Annotated in this window: 24 protein-coding genes; all 24 read right to left on the reverse strand. The window is 50.0% G+C overall.

Features of this window, described 5'->3' with window-relative positions:
* Positions 1-51: 51 nt before the first annotated feature.
* A complete protein-coding gene (locus HMPREF9469_RS13550; protein ID WP_007862813.1) occupies positions 52-1,488 on the reverse strand; it encodes a glycoside hydrolase family 1 protein in 1,437 nt (478 codons plus the stop codon).
* Between the two features lie 3 nt (positions 1,489-1,491).
* A complete protein-coding gene (locus tag HMPREF9469_RS13555) occupies positions 1,492-1,869 on the reverse strand; it encodes a PTS lactose/cellobiose transporter subunit IIA (RefSeq protein ID WP_007862815.1) in 378 nt (125 codons plus the stop codon).
* 15 nt (positions 1,870-1,884) lie between these two features.
* Positions 1,885-3,114, reverse strand: a complete 1,230-nt coding sequence (locus HMPREF9469_RS13560) for a PTS sugar transporter subunit IIC (RefSeq protein WP_007862817.1) — start codon at positions 3,112-3,114, stop codon at positions 1,885-1,887.
* Between the two features lie 14 nt (positions 3,115-3,128).
* On the reverse strand, positions 3,129-3,434 hold the full coding sequence (locus HMPREF9469_RS13565; RefSeq protein ID WP_007862819.1) for a PTS sugar transporter subunit IIB: 306 nt from the start codon (positions 3,432-3,434) through the stop codon (positions 3,129-3,131).
* A 375-nt stretch (positions 3,435-3,809) separates the two neighbouring features.
* Entirely contained in the window at positions 3,810-5,048 is a 1,239-nt protein-coding gene (locus HMPREF9469_RS13570; RefSeq protein ID WP_007862820.1) for an MFS transporter, read from the reverse strand.
* 1 nt (position 5,049) lies between these two features.
* Positions 5,050-5,907: a PRD domain-containing protein gene (locus HMPREF9469_RS13575; protein WP_007862821.1), complete on the reverse strand. Its 858-nt coding sequence runs from the start codon at positions 5,905-5,907 to the stop codon at positions 5,050-5,052.
* Between the two features lie 22 nt (positions 5,908-5,929).
* Positions 5,930-7,345, reverse strand: a complete 1,416-nt coding sequence (locus HMPREF9469_RS13580; protein WP_007862822.1) for a glycoside hydrolase family 1 protein — start codon at positions 7,343-7,345, stop codon at positions 5,930-5,932.
* A gap of 19 nt (positions 7,346-7,364) precedes the next feature.
* Complete coding sequence (locus HMPREF9469_RS13585) at positions 7,365-9,329, reverse strand: beta-glucoside-specific PTS transporter subunit IIABC (protein WP_040416326.1); 1,965 nt, start codon at positions 9,327-9,329, stop codon at positions 7,365-7,367.
* A gap of 424 nt (positions 9,330-9,753) precedes the next feature.
* Positions 9,754-10,176, reverse strand: coding sequence for a DUF1893 domain-containing protein (locus HMPREF9469_RS13590; protein ID WP_007862824.1), 423 nt, complete (start codon positions 10,174-10,176; stop codon positions 9,754-9,756).
* A 19-nt stretch (positions 10,177-10,195) separates the two neighbouring features.
* Complete coding sequence (locus tag HMPREF9469_RS31310) at positions 10,196-11,377, reverse strand: MalY/PatB family protein (protein ID WP_007862825.1); 1,182 nt, start codon at positions 11,375-11,377, stop codon at positions 10,196-10,198.
* A gap of 47 nt (positions 11,378-11,424) precedes the next feature.
* Positions 11,425-12,786: a C4-dicarboxylate transporter DcuC gene (gene dcuC / locus HMPREF9469_RS13600; protein ID WP_007862830.1), complete on the reverse strand. Its 1,362-nt coding sequence runs from the start codon at positions 12,784-12,786 to the stop codon at positions 11,425-11,427.
* Positions 12,787-13,241: 455 nt separating this feature from the next.
* Complete coding sequence (locus tag HMPREF9469_RS13605; protein ID WP_007862832.1) at positions 13,242-13,745, reverse strand: MarR family winged helix-turn-helix transcriptional regulator; 504 nt, start codon at positions 13,743-13,745, stop codon at positions 13,242-13,244.
* 118 nt (positions 13,746-13,863) lie between these two features.
* Positions 13,864-15,075, reverse strand: coding sequence for a phosphopentomutase (locus HMPREF9469_RS13610; protein ID WP_007862834.1), 1,212 nt, complete (start codon positions 15,073-15,075; stop codon positions 13,864-13,866).
* Positions 15,072-16,238: a YhfX family PLP-dependent enzyme gene (locus HMPREF9469_RS13615; protein WP_007862838.1), complete on the reverse strand. Its 1,167-nt coding sequence runs from the start codon at positions 16,236-16,238 to the stop codon at positions 15,072-15,074. The genes HMPREF9469_RS13610 and HMPREF9469_RS13615 overlap by 4 nt, the downstream gene beginning before the upstream one ends.
* The gene (locus tag HMPREF9469_RS13620) at positions 16,239-17,333 is read right to left on the reverse strand and encodes an aminotransferase class V-fold PLP-dependent enzyme (RefSeq protein WP_007862839.1); all 1,095 of its coding nucleotides are present in this window, start codon (positions 17,331-17,333) and stop codon (positions 16,239-16,241) included.
* A gap of 26 nt (positions 17,334-17,359) precedes the next feature.
* Entirely contained in the window at positions 17,360-18,271 is a 912-nt protein-coding gene (locus HMPREF9469_RS13625; RefSeq protein ID WP_007862841.1) for a phosphotriesterase family protein, read from the reverse strand.
* A gap of 71 nt (positions 18,272-18,342) precedes the next feature.
* Positions 18,343-20,649, reverse strand: a complete 2,307-nt coding sequence (locus HMPREF9469_RS32045; RefSeq protein ID WP_007862842.1) for a YhfT family protein — start codon at positions 20,647-20,649, stop codon at positions 18,343-18,345.
* A complete protein-coding gene (locus HMPREF9469_RS13635; RefSeq protein ID WP_242827920.1) occupies positions 20,646-21,026 on the reverse strand; it encodes a DUF2620 domain-containing protein in 381 nt (126 codons plus the stop codon). Before HMPREF9469_RS13635 ends, HMPREF9469_RS32045 begins: the two co-directional genes overlap by 4 nt.
* Positions 21,027-21,071: 45 nt before the next feature.
* Complete coding sequence (locus tag HMPREF9469_RS13640; RefSeq protein ID WP_007862846.1) at positions 21,072-21,434, reverse strand: PRD domain-containing protein; 363 nt, start codon at positions 21,432-21,434, stop codon at positions 21,072-21,074.
* 103 nt (positions 21,435-21,537) lie between these two features.
* On the reverse strand, positions 21,538-22,470 hold the full coding sequence (yhfZ, locus tag HMPREF9469_RS13645; protein ID WP_007862848.1) for a GntR family transcriptional regulator YhfZ: 933 nt from the start codon (positions 22,468-22,470) through the stop codon (positions 21,538-21,540).
* A gap of 220 nt (positions 22,471-22,690) precedes the next feature.
* On the reverse strand, positions 22,691-23,407 hold the full coding sequence (locus HMPREF9469_RS13650) for a PHP domain-containing protein (protein ID WP_007862850.1): 717 nt from the start codon (positions 23,405-23,407) through the stop codon (positions 22,691-22,693).
* Positions 23,404-23,739: a hypothetical protein gene (locus HMPREF9469_RS13655; RefSeq protein WP_007862852.1), complete on the reverse strand. Its 336-nt coding sequence runs from the start codon at positions 23,737-23,739 to the stop codon at positions 23,404-23,406. Before HMPREF9469_RS13655 ends, HMPREF9469_RS13650 begins: the two co-directional genes overlap by 4 nt.
* The gene (locus HMPREF9469_RS13660) at positions 23,736-25,136 is read right to left on the reverse strand and encodes a [Fe-Fe] hydrogenase large subunit C-terminal domain-containing protein (RefSeq protein ID WP_007862856.1); all 1,401 of its coding nucleotides are present in this window, start codon (positions 25,134-25,136) and stop codon (positions 23,736-23,738) included. The genes HMPREF9469_RS13655 and HMPREF9469_RS13660 overlap by 4 nt, the downstream gene beginning before the upstream one ends.
* A gap of 42 nt (positions 25,137-25,178) precedes the next feature.
* On the reverse strand, positions 25,179-25,601 hold the full coding sequence (locus HMPREF9469_RS13665; protein WP_007862858.1) for an ATP-binding protein: 423 nt from the start codon (positions 25,599-25,601) through the stop codon (positions 25,179-25,181).
* Positions 25,602-25,603: the final 2 nt, after the last annotated feature.

Here is a 25,603-nt window from a genome sequence, read left to right on the forward strand (position 1 = left end):
CGAAGATGCGCGCTGAGGCACCGTCTCCTGTTGAGATGGTGCCTTCTGGCACTATAATTCTTCTCCGTTGCTCTCAATCACCTTCTGGTACCAGTAAAAGCTGTCCTTCCTGTAGCGTTGTCCGCTTCCATTTCCCTCATCATCCTGATCCACATAGATGAGACCATATCGTTTTTTCATCTCCGCCGATGAACAGCTTACAATATCCATAGGCGTCCACATCATATACCCTTTTAACGGTACACCGTCCGCAATCGCTTCCTTCATCTGGATCACATGCTGTCTCAAATAATCAATCCTATACGGATCGTGGACCGCACCATCCTTCTCCAGCCTGTCCACTGCACCGTAACCATTTTCCGTTATGTAAATGGGGACTCCCGGATATCTGTCGCTGTAATGGTTCAGGTTGACCCTGAGACCAATGGGGTCGATCTCCCAGCCCCACTCTGTTTTTTCCAGATAGGGATTGGTGCTCTTGTCCATGGGGGCATAGGTGTTTTTCAATGAATCATTGATCTTTGTATAATAATAGCTGGTGGACAGGAAATCCATGGGATTTTCCCTCATCAGCCTTTCGTCCTCCGGGTCAATATGAATATTTATATGGTTTTCCTCAAAAAAGCGGAAGGCATAGGCCGGATAAGATCCCCTGAGCTGCACATCAGGAAAAAAATACTGCATCTGGTTCTTTCTCATATTAAAGAGCATATCTTCCGGTCTGCATGTGGCAGGGTAAGCCAGCTTATCGCTGAGCATGGTGCCCACCCGGATTTGACCCTTATATTTTCCGGCCAGTTCCTTTGCCCTTGCACAGGCCAGGAACTGGTGATGGACTCCCTGGTATTCTGCTTCCATAAAGTTTTTGGCCCGGTTTCCCAATATCCCCAGGGAATTAAATGTGGTCAGATTGATCTGGTTAAACACGATCCAGTATTTTATCTGGCCGTGATACCGCTCAAACAGGGTATTACAGTATGCTGCAAAAAAGTCCACCAGGCTACGGTTCAGCCATCCCCCGTACTTTTTTACCAGATGCACGGGCATCTCATAATGGGAAATGGTCATAAACGGCTCCATTCCATGGGAACGTATGGAGGTGATCAGCCTGTCATAATACCTCAGCCCTGCCTCATTGGGTTCCTCCTCATCTCCCTTGGGATAGATACGGCTCCAGTCAAAGGAGGTACGGAATGCTTTAAATCCCATCTCCTCCATCAGACCCAGATCCTCCTCGAACCTGTGATAAAAATCCACGCCGTGCTGCTTGGGATAATAGAGGCCCGGTTCGATCACAAGGAAATTTTCATCATTGCGTATGGTACTGTCCTCCTTGCGGTCATCCCTGTTCTTTATATTCCTGTAGGGATGGAAATCTGCAATGGACATGCCCTTTTGATCCTCCCTGAACCCTCCGTCCGCCTGGCTGGCGGCAATGGCGCCGCCCCACAGAAATCCTTGCGGAAACTTATGCTGCATTTTCAACATACCTTACACCTCTGCTTTTTCTTCCAGTTTAGATATCCTGTCATCCAGTTTTCTATACATAGAGATTATTTTTTTTGCCAGGTTCATCTCCGTACAAATGGTCATCACTGTGTCCTGGGCATGGGTAAACAAAAGGGAATATTCGTATTTTTTCCCGCCTGCCTCGGACTGCACCACCTCGGTCTGGAAAATATGGGCCTGGCGCAGTTCTTCCCTGGCCTCCTTAAGCTTATCCTCCGCCTGATCATAAAGCCCCTCCGCCGCATGGTCCAGGGCCTCCATAATCAGGTTTCTGGCATCCCCTGCATGAATCACGATCTGCATGGCAATGGATGCCATTTTCTCTCTCTCTTCTTCATAGCTGCTCATTGTTTCGCACATAATTCGCTCCTCTTATTAATCGTTTTCTTCCATCTCCAGCTTTAACTGTTGTCTGTCATAAATTTTAAAGAAGGGGAAGAAGATGGCAGTTGCAGCAGCCAGGTTGATGGCAGTAAGCACCAGTCCGGAAAGACTGTGGTTCACAAGCCAGGAACTGATGAATACCGGGCAGTACCACATATTAAACACTTCCACAGGGATTGCCACAAGCCCTGTTGCCTGGGCAAGGTAAGTGATAATAGGAAGTACGATTGCCGTGATCCACATAGGGATCATCAGCAATGGATTCCAGGCCACACAGCCAAATACCACCGGCTCATTGATATTGAGAATACTCGGCACAATAGAAGCCTTGCCCAATGCCTTTAACTGCCTGGAGGCTGCAAAAAGCAGCATAATGGACAGGGGAAGGGTTGCCCCGCGCCCGCCCAGGCTGAGCCATGCGTATACCGCCTCGTTGGTAAAGGGCTGTGAAGCGCTCATACCGGCTGCCAGTGCATCTGCATTGGCAGTGATGGCCACCAGTGCGATCGGGTTGATGATCGGCTGGAACACCCAGCCGCTGATACCCATGGAATACAGGATGGTAGGGATCAGATACAGCAAAATCATACCGGGAAGAGACTGGGCAATGTTGTTTAACGGTGCAAAGAAGTTCACAATAAACGCATACAGATCAAAATGCATCTGGATCACCACCAGCCAACCGATCAGCACAACGGAGGCAATGGGAAGCATGGAGTCAAACCACTCCTTCACAAAATCCGGTATCACGGAATCCTGTTTAAAAAAGGTGAATTTTCCATACAGGTTCATGATAAACGCGGTAAACAGTCCGGCTACGATCGCCACAAACATGCCGCCTGCACCAAATGCTGAAAACTGGTACACATAACCGGCATCTGTAATCTCCGGATTCACGAGGATCATGAACAGGGCCACGCCGGTAAATCCGGCAATCAGTTTCATCTTGTGGTTCTTCTTAAGTTCCAGCACATAATAGGGGATCAGAAATACCATAAAAATAGATATGAGCCCAAATGTATAGTCCCTTAGACTGGTCAGCACAGGAAGTGCCGGAATAAAATTCTTAATAACATTGTATATGGTGATAAGGGAACCCACAAGTACCATGGGAAGTGTTTTGATAATGGCCTTCTGCATGGCAGAGAGCCAGGCGTTACCTGTTAATTCTTCCATTTTCGGGGCAACCACATCACCCATCCAGTTCATAAACCGTTCCATACCTTAACCTCCCTCTAGTCCATTAGTTCCAATGCCTGCTTTAATACGGACTCTCCGTCCAGGGTCGCGTAATATTTCCGTTCAATGATCATTGCCTTCACACCCAGATCCCTTACCTCTTCCTCAATCTCGGCAAATTTATGCTTTAGATGCGGGCCGATGAGCAAAACTCCCACCCCATCAATGTTTTCCATAATCTCCGTATCGCTGACAGCCCGGATACTGATATCCAGCCCTTGTTTCTGTGCCGCCTTTCTCATTTTCTGGGCTATGAACCCGCTGGAAGCCCCTGCTCCGCAGGCAAGTAAAATGTTCTTCATGTATTTCTCCTCTCTGATGTCTCTGTCCCATCAGCAGTTATTTGATATCCTAAGTATAACGGAAGATCCCGCCCGGCACAAATCTTCGATTTCACGGAAAGGATGCAAAAAAATACCCGCTTCCACACAAAAAAAACACCGGAGCAGCAATGGCGGCGCCGGCATATCCGCGGCATGGCCATTGTTCTCCCGTGCTCTTTTAGTTCAGTTTTATCAATGTGAAACATCACCATCTTCTGAGTGCAGCTGTGTATCTTCCGTTGTCTTAAAATAAAGAGCCCTGACTCAATTGTCAAGACTCTCCATCCAACCTTAATAATTCCTTCACTGAAGTGTAAAAATGCCCTTTCTTACCGGAAATTTCATATTCCGCATTTAACTTTTATGTATAATTTCCAAAAATTTCCCATTTTCTACCATGTAATACAGGGCAGCTGCCCCGCTTCCGGCCACTGCAATGACAGCTAGAACCAGATATCCCTGCCCCATCCCGGCACCTGCAGCTATCTTTCCGGTAACTATGGGAAATGTGGTCATTCCCACCGCATACACGGCCTGAAAGAATCCCATAGCCGTAGACCTCTGCTCCCCGGGCACCCCCTGCATTGCCTCCGAGGTGGCGTAGGAAAACAGGATTCCCGTGGCCATGCCGGGCAGCACCTGAAGTGCCAGAAGAAAGGGAATGCTCCCGGCCACCGGCACCATAAGGCAATAAAAGGCCACTGCCAGCAATACGGCCGGGATCCAGAACCTGGGCCCTTTTTTTGTACAGAAATCAGATGAGGCCATGGCTGCAAACACTACTGCCGACAGCATATACAAAATGGATGAAACTCCTACGATCCCATTGGATGCGCCGATGTTCTTAAGGATCTGGTTGGTAAAGGACATGGTGGTGGTCAGCTGGATCCCCTGCTGGATCAGGGCGATCATGGAAAACATGATGATACGTTTTCCCCTGCACACCTTAAGGAGCTGCGCAGGTGAAAGATTTCCCCTCCCGGGCCTAAGCTCTCCTCCCGGTTCCTTTAAAAACAAGGCCAGCACAAATGCCAGCGTTCCCGCACCCACGCTGAGCGCGCAGATCTTCCCCATGCCGATCCTGGAATAGCACAGCGTGCTGGCCACAAATCCCAGAAGCATCCCCAGGTTATTAAAGAGCACGATCCTGCTGGTAGCCTTTTGCTGGTCCTGGGGATATTTCCCGGTGTAAAATACCATAAAAGAGATCCACATGGCGGAAGCCAGCCCTGACAGCAGGTTGGCTGCCAGAAATCCCCTCTCATTACACAGGCATACCCGAAACAGGGATGCGCTGCCTGAGGCCAGTGCTCCGGCCATGATAAAGGGCTTATGCCGCCCCAGCCGGTCTGCGCACACCCCAACCGGAAGGCGCAGGATGAGCTGGGAAATGCCGTAGGCCCCCACCACGGTACCCACCACGCTGCTGGCAGCGCCGATTCCCGTCAGGTATGTGGTCTGATATGGTATGTATACGTACTGGGCAAACCAGAACAGTGCCACGATTGCCAGAAAAATGACCTCCTGCTGACGTGCACCGCGGGCATCCGCTGTGGTCTGCCCTGTCTTCCCCTCCATCATTCTTTGTTCCATGTCACACCTGGCCTTTCTGCTGAATGGTATCCATCACCCGGTGGATGTGAAGGGTCAGGTAAAGTTCTTCCTGATCCGTAATGGAGACCTTAAACCGTTCCCGTACATAGACCCCTATCTTTTCCACACACTCCCGTTCCCTTGCGCAGGTTTCCATGATCTGCCGGTACAGGAATGTGTTCCTCTCATCCGGCATCATCTCGCCCTTCATCAGCCTTTGTGCAAAGAGACGCAGATGGGTCACACAGCGGGTGTATGAGGTGTCTTCCTTATCATATACAATATGGAAACTGTATTTGATAATACTCAGGATATCCTCCACCACGCTGTTGATCACCTGGTTCTGGCTGTTATAGGGATTGTCCTGCTGGGCATTGATAAAATGCAGGGCAATATTGCCCGCCTCGTCATCGGGAAGACGGACTCCCAGCTTTTCCTCCACCAGATCAAGCGCAAAATTTCCCACTTCAAATTCATGGGGATTAAACTTCCTCATCTCCAGGGTGTAGAAATTCTGGAAAATGATCCCATCCTTCACCCTCTGCACCGCATAGGAAAGGTGGTCTGTCAGGGACAGGTAGAGATGGTCCATCAGTTCCATCCCGAACCGCTCCCTTCCATGATCGATCACTGTTTTTGCCAGTTCAAAAAACACCCCGTCCGTGTCAGCTGCCAGGCGGATAATATTTCTGGAAATATTCCGGTCCTTCAGTACAAATACTTTTTCCACTTCCTCTTTCTTCAGCGTACTCCCCGTTGCCTTGTGAAAGCCGATGCCCTTACCCATCAGAATGGCCTCCTGTCCCTCCTCATCCAGAGCCAGGACCAGTGAATTATTCAACACTTTAACAACCCGCACCTTAACATCCCCATCCTTCTGTTTACAGCTCTTCGCCGTTTGTCCGTATCACGTTCTGGTACCAGTAAAAACTGTCCTTTTTGATCCGGGCCAGATCCTTAAGATCCATATCCTCCCGGTTTACATACACAAACCCGTATCTCTTTTTAAAGCCCTGGTGCGAACTTAAAAGATCCATAAAGGACCATGGCGAATATCCCATCAGGTCCACTCCATCCTGGATCGCCAGGGAGCACGCCTTAAGATGTCCTTTTATATAATCGATCCTGTATGGATCATGGACCTGATTGTCCGCAGTAAGTTCGTCTCCCATACCCAGCCCATTTTCCGTTATGATCAGGGGCACATGGTATCTGCTGTAGTAATCATTCAGAACAATGCGCAATCCCATGGGATCGATCTGTGCGCCGTACTCGCTGGCTGCCAGGTTCTCATTCTTCTCATCCCTGCAATAGCCGTACTGGTCAAAATCCACCTCGTTCCCGCGGTATACCCTCATGCCCACAGGGTGGGATCCGTCTGCGGGAAGGTAGCTGGCACACAGGGTCCTGTAGTAATTCAGGGCAATGTAGTCCATCCTTCCATGCTTCAGGATCTCCTCATCCCCTTCCATCATGACCGGGACGATCCCCCGCTCGTTCAGATACCTCATGTAATATCCGGGATACCTTCCATAATAATGCATATCCAGGCAGTAGACCGTCTTCATGCAGTCATTCATCCTGGCGGCCCACACATCCTCCGGCTTATTGGTCAGGGGATACGTACAGGTGGAGGACACTGCAGGTCCCACCTTTCCGTCCTTTACCAGCTCGTGGCAGGCCTTAGATGCCAGGGCATGGGCCAGGAACATGTGGTAATCCATCTGGGCACGGATCCGGTCAGCCTTGAGCGGATCCGCTTCATTGATATTCATGCGCTCGTCCACGCGGATCATCAGGTTCTGCTCATTGATGACCTGCCAGTATTTTACCCGGTCCCCATACTGCCCAAAGCAGATCTTTGCATACCGCTCAAAGGCGTACACACACCGCCGGTCCTCCCATCCATTGTACTTTTCCACCAGGGCATAGGGAAGATCAAAATGATAGAGGGTCACAAAGGGCTGGATTCCATGTTCCAGAAGGCAGTTGATCACATCATTGTAAAAAGCAATGCCCTGTTGGTTCACCTCACCGTCCCCGTCCGGGATGATGCGCGCCCAGGAAAGGGAGAACCGGTAAATCTTCATGCCAAGTTCCTTCATCAGTGCAATATCTTCCTTCCAGTGATGGTAAAAATCACTGGCCACCTTACTGTCAGCCTGCTTGTGGGAACGCTTAAAGGAATTATGATCCGCCACTGTCATTCCCTTTCCGCCTTCATCCCATCCTCCCTCGATCTGAAACGCCGAGGAGGAGGCTCCCCACAAAAAGTCCTTTGGAAATCTGTCTGCCATATATGTTCTCCTTTTCCTGTTATCTGATGATTCGGACCACCGGTGTATCACAATCCGCGTGTTCCCGCTCCAATCCTTTTACCTCTGCAAAGTTGGCTGTATTCCCCACTATAACAGGTACAACCGTATCATATCCTGCTTCTTTTATTTTATCAATATCAAAGGAAACTATTTTTGTCCCTTTTTTGATATGGGCGCCTTCCTCCACATGCTTTTGGAAATATCTTCCTTCCAGCTTCACGGTATCCATACCCACATGAATCAGCAGTTCCACCCCGTTGTCCATTGTCAGTCCCATGGCGTGAAGGGTGGGATAGATCAATGTCACCGTACAGTCAGCCGGCGCTGTCACTTCCCCTTTTTCCGGTATCACTGCAATCCCTTTGCCCAGGGCTTCGGACGAAAACACCTCATCCTTTACCGATGTCATGGGAACCGCCTTTCCCTGGATAGGGGAGCCCAGGAGGATCTCATTCTCCCCGGCGTTTTCGCAAACTGCCCTGCTCTCGTCTCCTGCCCTGTTCTCGTCTCCTGTCCTGTTCTTGTCTCCTGCCCTGTTCACGGCAGCAGCCCCATCCCCTTTGTCGGGGATATCGTCAAATCCCACAAAATAGGTGAGCACCGCCGCCCCAAAGAATGACACTGCGATTCCGACCAGGTAGAAAATAAACGGGGTCATCCCAAATGCCGCATAGGTAAAGATCGTCAGCACGCCATTGTTAGCAAAGGCATCTCCGTACACGCCTCCCAGCCCCATGATGCCGCCTCCCAAGGCGCCGCAGATAATAGCGCAGATCATGGGCTTTTTCAGACGCAGGTTGCATCCGTAAATGGCCGGCTCCGTGATCCCTACCAGCACAGCTGAGATGGTTGCTGAGGCAGCCACTCCCTTTAACTCCCTGTTCCTTGATTTAAGCATAACGCCAAGGGCTGCGCCGCCCTGTGAAAAGTTGGCGGCTCCCGCAAATGCCAGCAGGTTTTGTTTTCCGCTCACAGCCACATCATTAAGACCCACGGGCAGCAGCGCCCTGTGTGCCCCGAAAATGACGAACACGCCCCAGAGACCGCCCACCACAGCGCCTCCCAAAACAGCATTAAACTGCATCAGGGCATAGTATACGGTCTGGATTCCGTTGCCCACCCATATGCCGACCGGGCCTAACAGGCACAGTGTCAAGGGCACCATAAGGATCATGGAAATTCCCGGCACAAGAATGATCTGAAGGATCTGGGGAATGATCTTCTCCAGGGCCCGTTCCAGGTACATAAGTACAAACACTGCCAGCAGGATGGGAATCACGGACTCGGTGTAGCTGAACACCCTGGTGGATTCCCCAATGGTCCATGCACCTTTGATCACAGGGATCCCGAATATCCTGGTCACAGCGGACACATCCTGGATAATAGCATCCAATTGCGGATAACACAGAAAACCTCCAATGGTCATGGCAATGATCTCATTACACTTTAACGCCTTTGCAGCCGTGTATCCCAGGAATACAGGCATAAAATAGAAAATAATCTGGCTGGCTGCAAACAGCAGGATGTAGGTGTCATTGGACGCAATATCCACTCCCCGGCCGGCCGCCACCAGTTTTGCGGCTGTCAAAAGTCCTTTGATCAGACCGGAGGCGGCAATGGCCGGAATCAGGGGTGTGAACATCTTGGAAATAACCTGGAGCACATGATTTAACACATTTCCCTTTTCTGCCTGCCCGCCTTCACCGCCGCCGGATTCCAGATCCACCATGGGAAGCATTGCATCATACACCTTGGTAACCTTGGAGCCCAGCACCACCTGGAACTGTCCGCCGGATATGACCACCTGGATCACTCCCTCCAGATGTTCAACCACCTCTTTGTCCGCCTTGGACATGTCCTTTAACACAAAACGCAGACGGGTAAAGCAGTGGCTCAGGTCACTTACATTTTCTTTTCCGCCCACATGCTTTAATATGTCTTTTGCTACTCTGTTGATATCCATAACATTCTCCTCTTTGATTATTCCAATTGGTTGCTCACCGGCCAGTGAATGTCCCTTGATAAGCCCAGTTACCAGACGCACGCACATCCGTCTTAAGAGCAGACACAAAAAAAGACCCAAGTATATCAGAATAAAGTATACCCACTTTATCCTTCTATCCTTCGATCTTGCCTGCATTACCAGTAACATGTCGATTACTGCCTTATCAAATTGATTGGATTATAGCATATAAAAACCCCGTCTGTCAACATTAAAATGCAGTCTCCTGGTAAAACGTCTCCTGGTAAAAGTACGCCGGGCAAAGCATCAACCAGGGCACGGGTGGCGCGGTACTGGGCGGCGCCACAGCAGGTAAAGCACAGGGCGGCGTGCACAGCAGGTGCAAAACAGAGGATGTGCACTGCACACCCTCTGTCCCGGACTTTCAGTTCTTCTTAAAACGCTCCTCAAGAAACTCCCACTGCTCTCCCTGGTCCCTGTGGTCATAGAGAAATTGTTCAATGGGGCAGACCTTTGTATCATCCTTTGAGGATTTCACAAGGGGGATGAGCTCTGCATATGTGACAGCCACCCCCATTTCCCTGAACATCTTCAGTCCGCCTTCCGACATTCTCACCCCATGGCATTCCCGGATGGGGATCCGGCCCGCCATGATCCCCATGGCAATACCTGCCTGGTTCGCGTACAGGACCATGGCTTTTACTCCGGAAAATTGATGTTCAAAATATTGGCCATACATGGCTGCCACCGGGCTTTTATCTGATTCCCATATGACATTTCCCAAAGAATCTGTCAGGATTGCCAGCGCTTCCTTTTCCGCGACTTTCTTTAATAAATCCTCTCTCATACGGACACCTGCCTTTGCGTTACAGCCTGTCGGCCGCTTCCTTGATCCGCTTTAACCCTTCCATGACAACTGCCCTGGGAGCCGCAAAATTAAATCTCATAAATCCCTTCCCTTCCTTTTCCCCAAAGGTGGTTCCGTCATTTAATAACACTTTGGCATCCCTGAACATAAAATCCTTTAACTCTTTTTGTGACTGGAATCCAAGTCCCCTGCAGTCCATCCAGATCATAAAGGTAGCCTCCGGTTCAATTGCCTTGATCTTGGGGATGTTTTCATTGATGTATGCCACCGCCTGGTTCTTGGTCTCATTTAAGTACGCAACACACTGGTCTGCGTAGTCATCCCCGTGATTATAGCATGCCATCAATGCTGCGTTTCCGAATATATTTCTTCCCATTCCCTTTTTGTATGTCTGCTGGTTCATCATCCTGCGGTAGATCTCTTTGTTGTGCGTAAACCATGCGGCGGTGCGGAAGCCGGCCACATTAAAGGTCTTGGCAGGATTGATAAATGTCACGGAATGATCGGCAAACTCCTCCGAGATACCGCAGAAAGGAATAAACGTATGTCCGTCAAAAATGATATCCCCATGGATCTCATCCACCCCGATCATCACGTGGTTGCGGATGCACATTTCCCCCATCCTCACCAGTTCTTCCCTGGTAAAGCACCTGCCTGTGGGGTTCTGTGGATTACAGATAAACAGGATCTTCACTTTGGGGTCTGACAGCTTTTTCTCCAAGTCTTCAAAATTGACCTCATAACGGCCGTTGACCAGATCCATCTCGTTGTAAACCAGCTGACGGCCATTATTTTTCACCAGATCATGAAAGGGAGGGTAAACAGGTGTCTGAAGGAGGATCTTATCCCCAACACTTGAAAATTCTTCTGCAAACCATATCATGGCAGGGATGACGCAGGGTGAAAAATCTATGTACTCCGGATTCAGGACCGTGTTGTGCCTTACTTTATACCACCTGGCAATGCTCTCCTCAAATGCCGGATCAATATACGGATAACCGTAATGATTCATCTCCACGCGCTCCCTTAAGGCTTCGGTCACCTCCACCGGGCTTGGGAAATCCGTGTCCGCGATCCAGAATGGAAGCACATCGCCTGGGCACAGGGACGGGTCATATTTTTTTGCATCTGTTCCTCTTCTCTCAACGCCTTTATCAAAATCATATATTATCTTGCTCATCACGAATTCTCCTTTATCTTTTTTCATCATAACACATTTTCATTTAATTAAACAATTACATATGAGACGATCATATTACAGGCAAACATCACGATCGCCGGAACAGAGCACCGTTTTACAATGTCCATGATCTCCAGTTCAGCCATGCCTGAAATGGCAATTACAACACCGGCCACCGGAGACATACACCGGCCGATGCCGGAGGAAAGCTGCATGGGAAGGGCGATGGTGGCTGTGGAAACTCCCATTTGGGCCGTCACATCCGGAACCAGGGGGCCGAAGGCATACCATGATGCATTGCCCGATCCCAGAAGCATACCTGCAAAAAATGTGATCATTGACATCAATGCCATGGTAATGATCGGCGCACTCTTAACAGAGGCCAGGACATTGGATATGATCGTAATACCGCCCAACAGTTTGATGGCTTCCGCAAACACTGCCGCACCGATCAGGATACTTACAACATTGGCAAAGGAATTGCCCATTGCCTTCATTACAACATTAAAGTCATTGGTCACCTCTTTTCTGTCCCTTCTTCTCACCAGTTCCAGGATAAATACAAAGAACAGTCCAAGAAGGTTTGCCGTGACCACATCCATTTTAATGGATGGTATAAAGCTGAAGACGGTGATCAAAACCAAAGGTACAATGGGAAGCACCGCGTAACATGCCGGGCAGCTGGAATCCCTCGGCATCTCCGTCTTTGCCGCAACGCTTCCTGTGGATGCGTCTTTCTTGTCCATGTGCCTCAGATATATGGGAAGAAAGACAGCACAGATAAGAATAAGGATCGCTGCGGCTTTTCCCTGATAGGTGAGGAAATAGTTCATCATGGGCATTCCAACCACATTCTCCGCCGCAAAGATCGCACTTGAATCATTGGGACCCCAGTCCACAAAGCCGCACATGATCATAACAGTGGCGGCGCTCAGCTTGCTGATCCCCAGGGAGGTGAGGATAGGAAACGCAATGGCCATCAAAAGCATGGCCAGGCCCGCATGGCTTGTGATCACTAGTTTCAGCAGGGTCCCAATGATAAAGAGCATGCTTAAAACTATGTAGGGGTTTTTAATTTTTGATAAAGGCTTGGTTGCCAGATATGCCAATTTTGTGGATGCCCCTATATGAGACATGTAAACAGCGTACCCTGTTACCATCATTAAGGTCAGTCCCACACCGGATGCATTGGATTTGAATGCATTGGCGGCATATGCAAATACATCTATGACCGCATTTCCCGTGGTTTTATCCCCCATGATCGATCCGCCGCCGAAGATTGCCGATAGCAGCAGGATCATCATGCCTGATACCAGGAACACAAATACTGAATTATACTTTTTAATTACCAGTGTTGCAACTATGACGATATACAGCAGCGTTACTATCACAGCTAGTGTATGATTCATGATACTTCTCCTGTCTTTTTGGAATTAGTTTTTGCTCCACCAGCCTGCAGTACCGGTTTTTGCAGTCAAGCAGGTATACTGTCCAAACCCTATATTGTTTAGAATCTTAACCTTTGGTTTAGTATGTATACCTCTTGTTTAGATTCTAAACCTTTTACCTGATAATGTCAATATCAATTATATAGTTTGTCAATATGCATGAATATGATACGTGTATTTTGTGCAATATATCCAATTTTATTCACAAAAAACATTGACAAGCGGGTTGCCTTTGTTTTTCATCTTCCTGGATCAAGACTTCCCGCACAGTTCTGAACATATATGATTTTCATGGCTTCACCATGAGGTTCATCAGACCGGCGGCTTTGCCGCCAATCTGAAAGGAGCTGCAGCAAATGCTGCAGCTCCTTCCTGACCGTAACCGGACATGGGCCTGTATACGTTAATCTATTTCCTTATCTCTTCCTGCTCTTTTTCTTTTCATTCCGTCTTTCCTGAACCCCCCGCCTTATATCCAGCCAGGCCTCAAGCACACAAAAGGCAGTGTTGACTTCATCCTCTGAAAACCGTTCCCTGACAATATCCATGGATTCCCCAAACCCAACCTCATCATATCTGCGGTGGGCTTCGTCCAGTTCCTTTCCTTTTTCAGTTAAAAACAGGTGGTATCTGTTATCATTCTCGGGATCCACTTCCCTGTAGATCAGCCCCTTGCTCTCCACTTTTTTCAGGATTTGGGAAACTGCTCCTTTTGTCTTTCCATAATCCCTTGCAAGCTCCGTTACCGTGATCCCATGATGGTCGGCAATATGTTTTAGGGTATGTACTTCCACCGATGTATAGGCCTCACCTGTTCCGTAATCATGAGGCACCTTTGTAGATATATATAAGTTAGAAACCTGGTGCAGTATATCCACAGCCTCTACATCGCTATATGATTTCCTTGCCTTCTCATCCATAATGTACTCCTAACTTTACTATATACCGTATTAGCCTTTTCCCAAACTGTTAAAGCATTGTTAAAAGTATACTATAATTAAATATCAATGGCAAGGATTTCTTCCGGTCAATGCGTTTCTAGTCTTTTAGGCACCCCATAAAGGAGATGCCGTTCCGGGGTGCTTTTACCCCGAAATAATCGCACACGCTTGCGCCCACATCGGAAAGGGATTTCCTGATACCCAGCCTTTTTCCGGCAACTCCCTTCCTGTACACCAAAAGGGGAACACACTCCCGCGTATGTTTGCTGTGCCCGATGTCCGGGTCATTTCCATGGTCAGCCATAACCAGAAGCACATCCTCCTCGGTGAGAAGGGGAAGCAGTTCTCCGATGCCGCGGTCTGCTGTTTCCAGGATCTGTCTATAGACAGATGAAGACTGGGAATGGCCGGCCAGGTCGGTCTCCTGCACATTGGTACAGATGAACCCTGTCTCCATGTGTCTGAAGGCATGGATGGTGTGCTCCATACACGCTTCGGTGGGCACACAGGAAATGCTTGTTCCTTTGTCATTTGCAACAATATCCGCCACTTTCCCAATGAGCGTGACAGGAATCCCGGCATCTGTCAGAATGGTAGGGGCCTGTACATTTTTATCAACCCCGTATCCCAAGTGCAGGCACTGGTATCCCTGCTCATAGGATCTGGATTTAGCTGATGCGATCCCGATAAAGGCATGGTCCTTTGTCTCCTCCGCATTCCAAAGATCCTCCATGGAGTTTCCGGTCCCGCCAAACACGATCACACGGCCAACGGTCACCACCTCGCGGACCAGGCGGCCGATCTCATATTCCTTTTCAAAGGGTATATAGTCCAGGGGAGCCGTCACATTGTAGCACATTCCAAGGTCCGCCTCCAGATTGTCGGCCACTGTCACAAAATCATCACAGAGCACATACCGCAGCCCTTCCCTTTCAATAATCTCCACTTTATGCCCCTGTTCCCTGAGATGGCCGGCCACTGCATCCACTTTTTCCTGAAAGGGATGGACATCCGGTTTTCGCGGAAATGTACCCATGATCTCCTGGTGTCCCATAAACGTATCAGCTCCAAAATGCATCAGCTCCGACTTTCCAAAGTTTGCATCTTCCCACATCTTCATACGGCTGCTCTCCGCCCCGTAAGCATTCATCAGCCCCAGACGTTCCAGGTTTGGAAGCTTCATATCAGGATGGTCCCTCAAAATACTTCTCAGTGTATTTGCCTTCTCGTCCCCGGGACGCGCTGTCACAGCATCGTCCATTGCTCCTATTCCAAATCCGTCCAACACGATCACAACAAATCTCTTCAAAATTCTTCCTTCTTTCTTCCCTGGCTGTCATAAATACCTATGATCTCGGGACATCCTTTCCTGATTCCCTTTACCAGCGCCACATCGCTTCTTGTAACAAAAATCTGGAAACGGAATGCCATGACCGCCGTATCTCCTACCGTGCATTCCTCTGATATTCCAAAATGATAATCAATGCTTTCATCCGTGGGCGGTATCACCGTAAGGTCCCTGCTGTCTTTTAAACTTTTTCCCACCAGCACATGTTTCACATGGGACCGCCTGTAATGGCCGCCGCCAAAGCAGTAGGCATTTCCCATAAAATTATGGGAAACTTCACTGACATACACTACGGCCGGTATTTCCTCCAGATCATGTTCCGCATGCATGGGCGTGGTTCCGCTAAGTCCGTGTCCCGGCTCCCCGCAGTTGCCCCCAAACTCCACCATTTTGTCAATGGTATGGCAGCAGGTGGCGGAAGGGGTGTTCACCAGCGTCACGTCTACCCCGCAGGTCTTCAGGATTTCTACCGCGCATTTTACAGTCTCAAGATTCCTGGTGGGCAGCACATCCCCTGCCGTCTCATCATAGAGGTAACAGGGAAATGATGTCACGCCCTTGATCTCCAGCTGGGGGCACTCTGTCTTGATCCAGATCGCGGTTTCCTTCAGCTCATCCAGATGGAAGCCCGCTGTCTGCCCGGAATAGATCATGTCAAAATCACCGTATACCCGAAGCATCAAAGCCTGCCTGCGTCCAAGTTCAGCAGCCGCAGCCTGGATCTCCATGATTTTTTCCCTTGAATAAACCGTCATCACCTCCGGCCCGTATGCCACCATATTCTTGATCAATGCTCCGGGTACCTGCACCAGGTGTCCCACATTGCCTATAGGGATATTGTGCCGCATCATCACAAGCCCTTCCCTGTAATCCACCACCACGGCGCCGCTGTATCCCAGTTCCACCAATGCCTTTGCCAGATAAGGATTCCTTCCGATCTGCTTTAGCATAAAGTACAGCTTGATATGGTTCTCCTCTGCCTTGTGCAGCAGTCTGCGGGCATTTTCCAGAAATGCGTCCACGTCCACCACATAGGAATCCGGCAATATCCGCCCTTCCTGATGAAGCATGAATGCGGTTTCCGCCAGTTCCCGGTTCCGCCTGATTGTCTGGTTCAGAAACATCTACTTCACCCTTTCTATCGATTCCTTTATGATCCTCAAAATGGTATCCGCCCCTGCACGCATGGGATTGATCCGGATCATGCGGTGCTCCAGGGTGGGATCCGCTTTCCGGAAGGTTCCGGACACCCTGTAGAACATGGGGATCATCTCGTATTTGGATTCCGCTCCCACCGGGTTAGGCGCTGCTCCCAGCTTCTCCGCTTCCTCCAGCACCTTTTCCGCAATATTTTCATAAAATTCAACCAGAAGCACCTTGGACTGGGCATTGGCCAGAAATGCATCCCTTACCTGGGGGATCTCCCCTGCCTTAAGCCTGTTTACACACTCCTCATTGACCTGAGCCTGGATCGCCAGTGCCACAGGTGCATAGATCAGGCCATGGAGCACATCCAGCGCCTCATGTCCCTGGGTCTGCATTCCTCCGGAATAGCTCTCCGATATGAGTCGGTCTATATATTGCTTCTTTCCTGCGATCACGCCGATACCCTCCGGCCCCAGGAGCTTAAAGGCTGAAAAGCAGGACAGGTCAGCGCCGCACTGTACCCCGATGTCCTTTACCTTCATCACCGCGTAATTGTCATCGGTCAGGACCGGAATATCCCTTACCGCTTTGATGGTTTTTACCACCTCATGCATATCATAGCAATCATCCAGCTTCTGCCTGGTATACTGCACCAGAGCGCCCTTAATATCCGGATCAGCACGAAGCACTGCCTCAACATCCGGCAGATCATTAAAGTCAGCTTCCACAGGCACCAGACCCAGCATGTCAAAGGACGTGCCGGTGGTATTGTAAACCGGCGCCTTATGGACCAGTATCTTATCCCCGCATGTCAGCATGGCGTGGAGACCGAACCGGATGGCTCCGCTTCCGGCTCCCCTGACCAGCACGCAGGCCTCTGTATCAAAAATACGGGCGATCACCTGTTCTACCTTGCTGGTGGTCACCGGTTTGTTGAGCCCCATCACCACGCCAAGATCACCCCTGTTTAAAAACTCGTGTCCTTCAAATTCTCTTGTGATACAGTCCGTCACCTTAAACTGAAGCTTCATTGCCTCCTCAAGGGACAGGCTGTATAACGGATATGTCTGCATATCTGAAACCTCCTCGTTATGAGCACTTAGCATCCGGCTCCCAAAAGGATCCTCCTCGGATTCTCCCTTAAGAGCATATCGATCTGTGCCTGTGTAAAGCCGCTTTCTGACAGCAGGGGAAGGAATGACTGGAACATGTACGCATATCCGATCCCTCCCCTGTACTTTAGATGGGACTTTCTTGTGATATCCATGGAAAGCACCACCTGGGAAAGCATTCCCTCCTCATGAATCCGCTTCAGCGCCTCTGCCCGGAAGGTATCCGGACAGTAATTCAGTTTCCCCACCGTGTCAAATCCCACATTGACTCCCCTTCTCAAAACCGAGAGTATGGTTTCTATGTTCTGTGACAGATCCATATGTCCGATGATGATCTTCTCGGGCTTTACTCCGCGTTCCATCAGATAATCCGCCTGCTCTGCCCCCATGGTCCCCAGGGTGGTATGGGTGGTTACCGGCACGCCTGTCTTGACCGCTGCCGCTGCCATGGCGTCAAATACTTTTTTCTCCATATCCGTCATCTGCTGTTTACTGGTTCCAAACTCCCCGATTACGGACGCGCACATACCGGTATCACCGGGCACAGGCTCCCATGACCTATCAATCCCCTGGGTCAGTTCCCGTTCCATCAGCTGAGCCAGTTCCTCCGCCGGCTTGCCGTACACACAGTCCGGCAGGAACGGCTCCTTATAAAACCCGGTGGATACAATAATGTTGATCCCCGTCTGCTCAGATACCCTTTTGATATACTCCACATTCCTGCCCATTCCCAGGTTTGTCACTTCCAGAATATTTCTAACTCCATATCCGTACAGGCTTTTAAACTCTTTTACCGTCTCCTCAAAGCAGTCCAGCCTGCAGTCCTCATCCTTTTTTACACCTGACAAATCAATTGTCACATGCTCATGCATCAGCGTATAACCATCTATCAGCTTCATTTTTCTCCAATCTCCCCAGGAGCATTGATCCCGTGTCCATAACACATTTCAATTTTTCTTAACATATATATCTAAAAATACATATCCAGGTTCAGGAAATACCTGTCCACCAGTTCACTTCTCTCACAGCAGTGATTCTCTGCCGCCCTTAACATTGCGCCGATGTCCTGGGGATGGCTCTCACAGATCAGGAGGGTCGTCATCCCCAGTCTTCGCCCGGGCACGGCCACCGCGCTTTTCCCGCACATATTGACGATCCGCATCAGGCCTTTTCCTGCCAGACGCTGCCGCTCCCCTGTCATCTCATCAAAATGTCCGAAAACAGAATCCCCCATCCCCTGTACATCCACCGGTCCCTCTTCTGAAACCAGCATTTTACCCCTTACAACATGTTCCCGAAGATAGGATATGAGTTTTTCCCGGGAACCGTAGATGTCCTCATTACATGGAACTGTCTCTGTTACCAGTTCCATGTTTCTTCTGTTATATTCAATGCCGGCCCTGCTGCCCCTTAACTCACATTTCAAATCCAAAACCGTATCCACTGCTCCTATGAGCACACTCCACTCCCTTGCGATCAAGCCCACAGAGGGCGAGAACGGAATCCGGTCAGTGGACAGCCTTTTATACTGCTTCATATGTTCCTCTTCTATGAGCGGGGAAATGAATCCGTACAGATTCAGTGCAGCTGCAGGCGCCAGCACGGAGCCGCCCCCGTCTGTGCCCACTCCCAGGTCATTGATCCCATAGAACACGTTAAGCGCCGTTCCGCTGCTGGAACCGGTCATCCACCGGCCGGTCAGGGGATTTACAAGCCTTAAGTCCACAGCCCTTCCTCCCAGGGACATAAGATCCCGGGTATGCTTTAAGAAACCGCCTTCCTCCAGCCTTTTTATCAGGCTGTCCGGGATTATGGGCGTATCTTTGATCCCCATATAATACGCGTCCCCATGTTCTGCCTGGGCCGCTGCCACCCGGTCGATAACACAGGGGTAGACAGCGGTTACGGACCCATACGGGTTTTTCAGCCCCAGGAAAGACTTCTTAGCGTATGTCTCAATCCTTTTATCCATTTTCATCCTAACCTTTATCAGCCCGATCACAAGGAGAAGGTTCAGCAGGACACCAAAAATAATACATGCCACAGGTCCTACAGCCAGATCTACAATGGGTTTCTTGGCTTTCTTATTCAGCAGGAAGGCGCCGATCACAAACAGCGCTCCGATCCCCGTGTACCCGGATGCGGATGCGGACATCTTCTCAGCCGCCACAATACCGCCTGATAACAGGGCGACCTCCAGCACCTTGTTCATTGATGTACGCACATACTCACCCATGTCCTTAACTCCCGGAAATCGGTCCATTCCCTTTGCAAACAAGTCGATCAGGGCAATCTCAACCACCATGATCACAACGCCCGCCACAAATGCAAAGAGTGGGTTTCCGTGAAGAAAAAGACCTGCCACAAACACAAAGGTACAGCCGGCCGCACCGTAAACACCGGTTACAATGGCTGTTGTAAATACCAAGGGAATGAAACCGATCGCCCTTGCCAGTGCTGTCAGCGCCGCATTGGTATACTCTCCCTCTGCCAAAAGGGCCAGGGAAGCCGGGTCGCCTGCAATCATGGACATACTTGTTCCGGCTGCGATCAGACCACCCATCACCGCAAGGATAAGCCAGTTCTTGCGGATACGTGAAACATTTCCCTCAAACCCCAGGGTGAGTGCTTCATTATTCTTCTCTGTTCCTTTTTTCTGCGCCGCGTAGAAGATCATCAGCAGCATACCTGCCAGCATTGCCATACCTTCTGCATTCAGCGCCACCGATTTGCTGCTGATGGTAAACACGCCAAACTTTTTAATCAGATAATAGATCAGTACGGTTGCCAGTCCCGTGATCATGCCTTTTTTGAAACCATGCTGATATGCAACTCCCACTGCCGGGAACACTGCAAATCCGACCGTCACATAACCTGAAACACTGCCCAGATCATTGGTAAAGTTGTAGGGCATCATGGAAAACAGGTTTACGATAAACTCAAGTCCTGCAAGGATCGCAAGCCCGTACACCGCGCCAATGGCTGCTGACAGGACCATACCGGTCTTTGTATCGGGACAGAACGATCCGATCATATCCGTTGTCAGCAGGAGACAGTGGATCAATATGATGCTGGCTGCAATGGATGTGGGGATACCAAATCCGATCACCAGCCCGAAGCTGATGGCAAAGCTCATGGCCGCCAGTTCTTTTCTTGAGATTTCCTTATTAAAATACTGGCCCACGATGGGTCTGAATCCATCGTTAAATACGGCAATACCCTGATTTGATAAAACGGATGCAAGCGCTCCGATCAAAGCAATCACTATATATTTCATAATGTCCCCTCTTCTTTCTTAACCATTGCGTTTAACAGTACCGGCACAACAGCATCCTTGTGCTGTGCAGTGAAGCCAAAGGCAACCTTCCCGTCCCTTACCTCAGCTTCGATCTCCTCATCGCTTCTGATCTGGCCTGGCATGGATACGGTGGCACACTTGGCCTTCCCAAGAATGGCCAGCGCCATGGCAAGGGCACCGCCGCCCCCGGTATTACATGCTCCCACATAATAATCATACTGTCCTGTCTTCATACCCATGGTTGCATCCAGATCACCTTTTACAGTTACCACAGCCTTTTCACCCAGCTGTTTTTCGATCAGGGAAGCAATCTCTTCCTTATCGATCTGTCCTCCTACAACAATCTTCATCATCATTTACCCTCCTATTCTTGTGTCTCACTCATTTCCTTCACCTCTGCATCACCGGCTTAAGAGATTGCATAAATGAACGGAAAGAAAGTCTCTTTCTGTTTCCGGGAATTGAATATCGGTATATAAAAGCATCTCATCCCTCAGCTTCACCGCGTCCTCAAACACCGGTTCCAGCTTTACTGCCTCAAATATAGCCGCGTCCATGGGATTTTCCTCTGTTCCCTCCTCTGCCCGTTTACCTGCCATGGCCAGGTGTGTAAAAAACATCTCCGCCCTGTCCTGGAGAACATCCGGTTTCTGTTCCAGGACCATATCGATCATCTGCCTTGTATATGCTGCAACTTTCTGGCTGATCACCTGGTTGTCTTCCAGAATTGACACCCTGAAGTACAGTGTTTCTTTTAAATCCATCTTTCTTCCACCCTCCAATATACATTTTTTTGTACTTTACGTCATATATGAAAGAGCGTCAGCGGCGCTCTTTTATATTCACCAAAACACTCGCAGTGAAATGCTAGAAATAGGGCTGCCTGATACCTTCCCTTACCTCTCCCAGAATCTTTAAAGTCATCTCCACACTGATATTCTTTCTCAGCAGTTCGGCCAGGTAATCATTCCCTTTTCTGATCACCATCACCGCGGTGGAGAACAGGTTATTATATTCATTCTCTGCCAGGAATACGATCTTCAGATCATCCAGGCGGTGATTCTCGATCATATCATCATAGTTCCACACGCCTGCGTCAATGGTCCCGTCCAAAAGCGCGGAGATCGTCTGCTGGGTTCTCAGATTCACCAGCCGGACCTTCTTATTCTTAGTCAGGTTCTGTGTGATCTTGCTCTGGTCCAGGGAATCCTCGTCATAGGCCACCTTCATGCCGTCCATGATCCCCTCGGCAGACTTGTCCCTGAGCAAAAGAATGTGCTTTGACAGGAAACTGCCCGCCCCAAAGTTCATCAGGCACTCGATCTCCCTTCCACAGGAGATGGCATGTTCCGCTGCATACTGGGATACCACTGCAAACTGGTATGTGCCTGATTCCACCATCTGGATCCTGCCTACCGCCCCTCTTGCATACGCCATGTTAAACTTAAGGCGCTTAAACTGTTCATAGATGGCTGTGGCAAACCCTTCATAGGTCTGGGAATAGGGAAGGGGCATAATGCCCATGATCTCCCTCTGCAGACAGCTTTCCTGAAGCTTTATGTAGTCAAGGGCCTCAATGTACGTTCCCTGATGTCCGTGATGGGCCAGAGTGACAGCGCCCATGTCCTTCAGGTAGTTAAAGGCATTCTGCATGGTTCCCCTGGACACCTGAAATTCCTCCTGGTAATAGGAAATAGGGGCAATGCGGTCTCCCACATCCTTGGACAGCAGATCCATAGCCAGCTTGCTGATGGTAACACCCTTTTTCTGATATAAAACCTGATTGGCATCCTGCTTCATAAACCTTCCACCCCTTTGGCACAAACCAATGTTCAAAATTTTGTACCTTGTATGGATTTATCATAACATTCCTGCTTTGTGTTGTCAAGTATAAACTTACCCTAAGAGACCAAGTGCACACACGCACCCTGTACGCTGAGGATATGGATCCGCAAAAAACTCCCCGCCCCATATTTTTATGGAATATAGACAAGGAGTTGGTATTTTTGTCCAAATAATCTTAGGTGTTTAAAAGAAGGGCATCGATAATCCCCTGCGGGGTCTTTTCCTTTACCTGCAATGTCAGTTCCGGTTCATTAATATGCTCCAGATAATGCGCATCCGAATTACTGATAATACGGCAGTGGTCCAGATACGGATGGTCCTGTTTCAGCTGGTGCAGCTTTTTCAGGTCCTTTACCTCAGCTGTGGTAAACTTGCTGTCCGGAGGAATAAAACCCAGGTTTGCGATCAGACTGTTGGCCGTCTTATCCACATGCGCCGGGAACATCACGCCGCCATAGGACCGGACCAGTTCCCACAGGCCGTCAAAGGAGATCTCCGTTGCATTGATCAGCAGGTTGGGTTCAGTGCCCCATACGTGGTCCTGGTCATCATAGATCTGCTGTTTTCCAAAAATAGTTTCATTATTGGGGAACTTGATCAGCTTTGCGTACACATAGGCATCAAAATCCAGGGCTGACTCCAGCGAAGGAAACAGGCACACTGCGTGGACCTCCTCCGAGGTGTTGATCTCCATCCCCGGCACTGCAAGGATCCCGTACTCAGCCGCGGCAGCCAGAAAAGCAGGGCAGTTGCGGCAGGTATTATGGTCGGTGAGGGCAATGGCCTCCAGTCCCTTAAGGGCCGCCATACCCGCAATATTGGCAGGGGTCATATCATCATCCCCGCAGGGTGACAGACAGGAATGGATATGGAGGTCATAGGCCAGGTTCATCCCTGCAGCAGCCCATGTATCTTAAGGGCTGCCTCAAATATGGGCATCTCTGTGGACAGAACCGTGATTTCCTGGTCCACCGCCTTCTTTTTGGCCACCTCATCCAGGACCGCACCCTCTGCCAGGATCACACAGGCCGCATCGGTCAGCGCAGCCACGGCCAGCGTATTCATGTTGCCCATCACCGTCACCCAGGCGCAGCCGGAAGGCGCCCGGCCCATGGCAATGCTTAAAAGATCGCAGCAGAACGGGGTGGTGATCTCCCGGTCCAGCCCATCCCCTTTGTTTACCACATCAAATAATCCCTTATCAATCAGTCCCTGTACTGTCACAGTTCCTCCTCCTCTTCATCCTTCTTATCCAGCAGCGACATCTCATCGGAAATCCTCTGTATATACTCCTTGAGAATACGCAGAGTCTCCTGCCCGCCTTTGTCTCCATTGTGCAGGTCATCTGCCAATACCGACACCTCCTCAGACAGCTTGTGAAGGTTTTCACGCAAGTAGTAAACGCAGTCGGTCTCATTTGCATTTCCCCTTACAATGTCCTCAGCCAGCGCCTTGCAGGTGGGTGCCCCGCAGGAACCGCAGTCCAGTCCCGGGAACTTCTTCATCAGACGCTCCACCTGGTTCAGCCTGGAAAAACTCTCCATCATGTTGTTGCCCAGGTTAAAGACAGGCTCGTACTCCACACCTGTGGTCCATTTGATCAGGCGCTCCTCGCTGTCATGCATATGGCTTCTGGCCACGGGCATATATTTGCGCAGGCGTTTCAGCTTTACCTCAGCCACATAGGGATTCTCAACCGTCAGTACCCCGCCCACGCAGCCGCCGTTACAGGCGTTCAGCTCCACAAACCGCAGGTTGGTGAACTTCTGGTCCTCCATGTCCTCCAGCACCCGTATCACATTCTCTATTCCGTCCGCTGCCAGGTAATTCTCAGTAAACAGGCCGCTGGCCTCTCCCCCGCTGTGTCCCCAGCTGATACCGATCTTGCCCGAGGTGCCGATAACAGGGTAATCCTCCGCCACCACGGCCTTCATGCAGGCCAGCAGCTTGGGATACACATCCTTGATGGCCAGCACATGGTCCACCTGGCTTTTCTCCGTTCCAAGGGGCGCCTTCACATAGGTCACCTTGGAGGGACACGGGGAAATGAACATGATTCCAATCTTCTCCCTTGGAAGCCCTGTATCCTTCATGGCCTTTTCCGCAGCCAGAATAGCAGCCACCTCCACCGGAGGGTTCAGGGGCAGCAGGTGGGGGATCAGGTTTGGAAACCGTACCCGGATGAGACGAACCACAGAAGGACAAGCCGTGCTGATAAAAGGCAGCTGCTCCTCATGGTCCGATATGTACTGCCTGGTGGCCTCGCTTACCAGCTCCGCTGCGGCGCTGACCTCAAACACATCGTCAAAGCCCATGCGCACCAGGGCGTTGAGCACAATATTCACATCATCCAGATTATTAAACTGGCTGTACAGGGACGGAGCCGGAAGGGCCACCGTGTATTCGTACTGCTTCATCACATCCATCTTATCATAGGTAGCATGCTTGGCGTGATGGGGACAGACCCTGATGCACTCACCGCAGTCAATACAGAACTTGTTATTGATGCTGGCCTTACCGCCCCGCACGCGTATGGCCTCTGTGGGGCAGCGCTTGATGCAGTTGATGCATCCCTTGCACAGGGACTCATCCAGCCTCACAGAATGATAAAATTTATCCATATCAAAACGCTCCCTTGCTTCTATCTTTGCTTCTATCTTTCCTTATATCTTCACCGTCATGGTGATGGTGGTTCCCTCTCCCAGTTTGGTGTTGATCTCCATGTTATCTGAATATTTCTTCATGTTGGGAAGGCCCATGCCCGCACCAAAGCCCAGGGACCGGATCTCATCCGGAGCAGTGGAATAACCGGCCTGCATGGCCAGCTCCACATCCGGGATGCCGGGCCCCACGTCCGCCAGTATCATCTTGATCTGCTGCGGTGTGATCTCCACCGTGATCAGCCCCCCGCTGGCATGGATCACCATGTTGATCTCACCCTCATACATAGCAATGGCCACCTTTCGGATAGCCTCAGGGTCAACACCCATCTGCTTTAATTTCCGTTTCACATCACTGCTTGCCTCACCTGCCCTGGTAAAGTCATCAGCTGATATGTCATATGTTAAAACAATTGCGTCCTCCATAA

The organism is [Clostridium] citroniae WAL-17108, assembly GCF_000233455.1.
Taxonomy (GTDB): domain Bacteria; phylum Bacillota; class Clostridia; order Lachnospirales; family Lachnospiraceae; genus Enterocloster; species Enterocloster citroniae.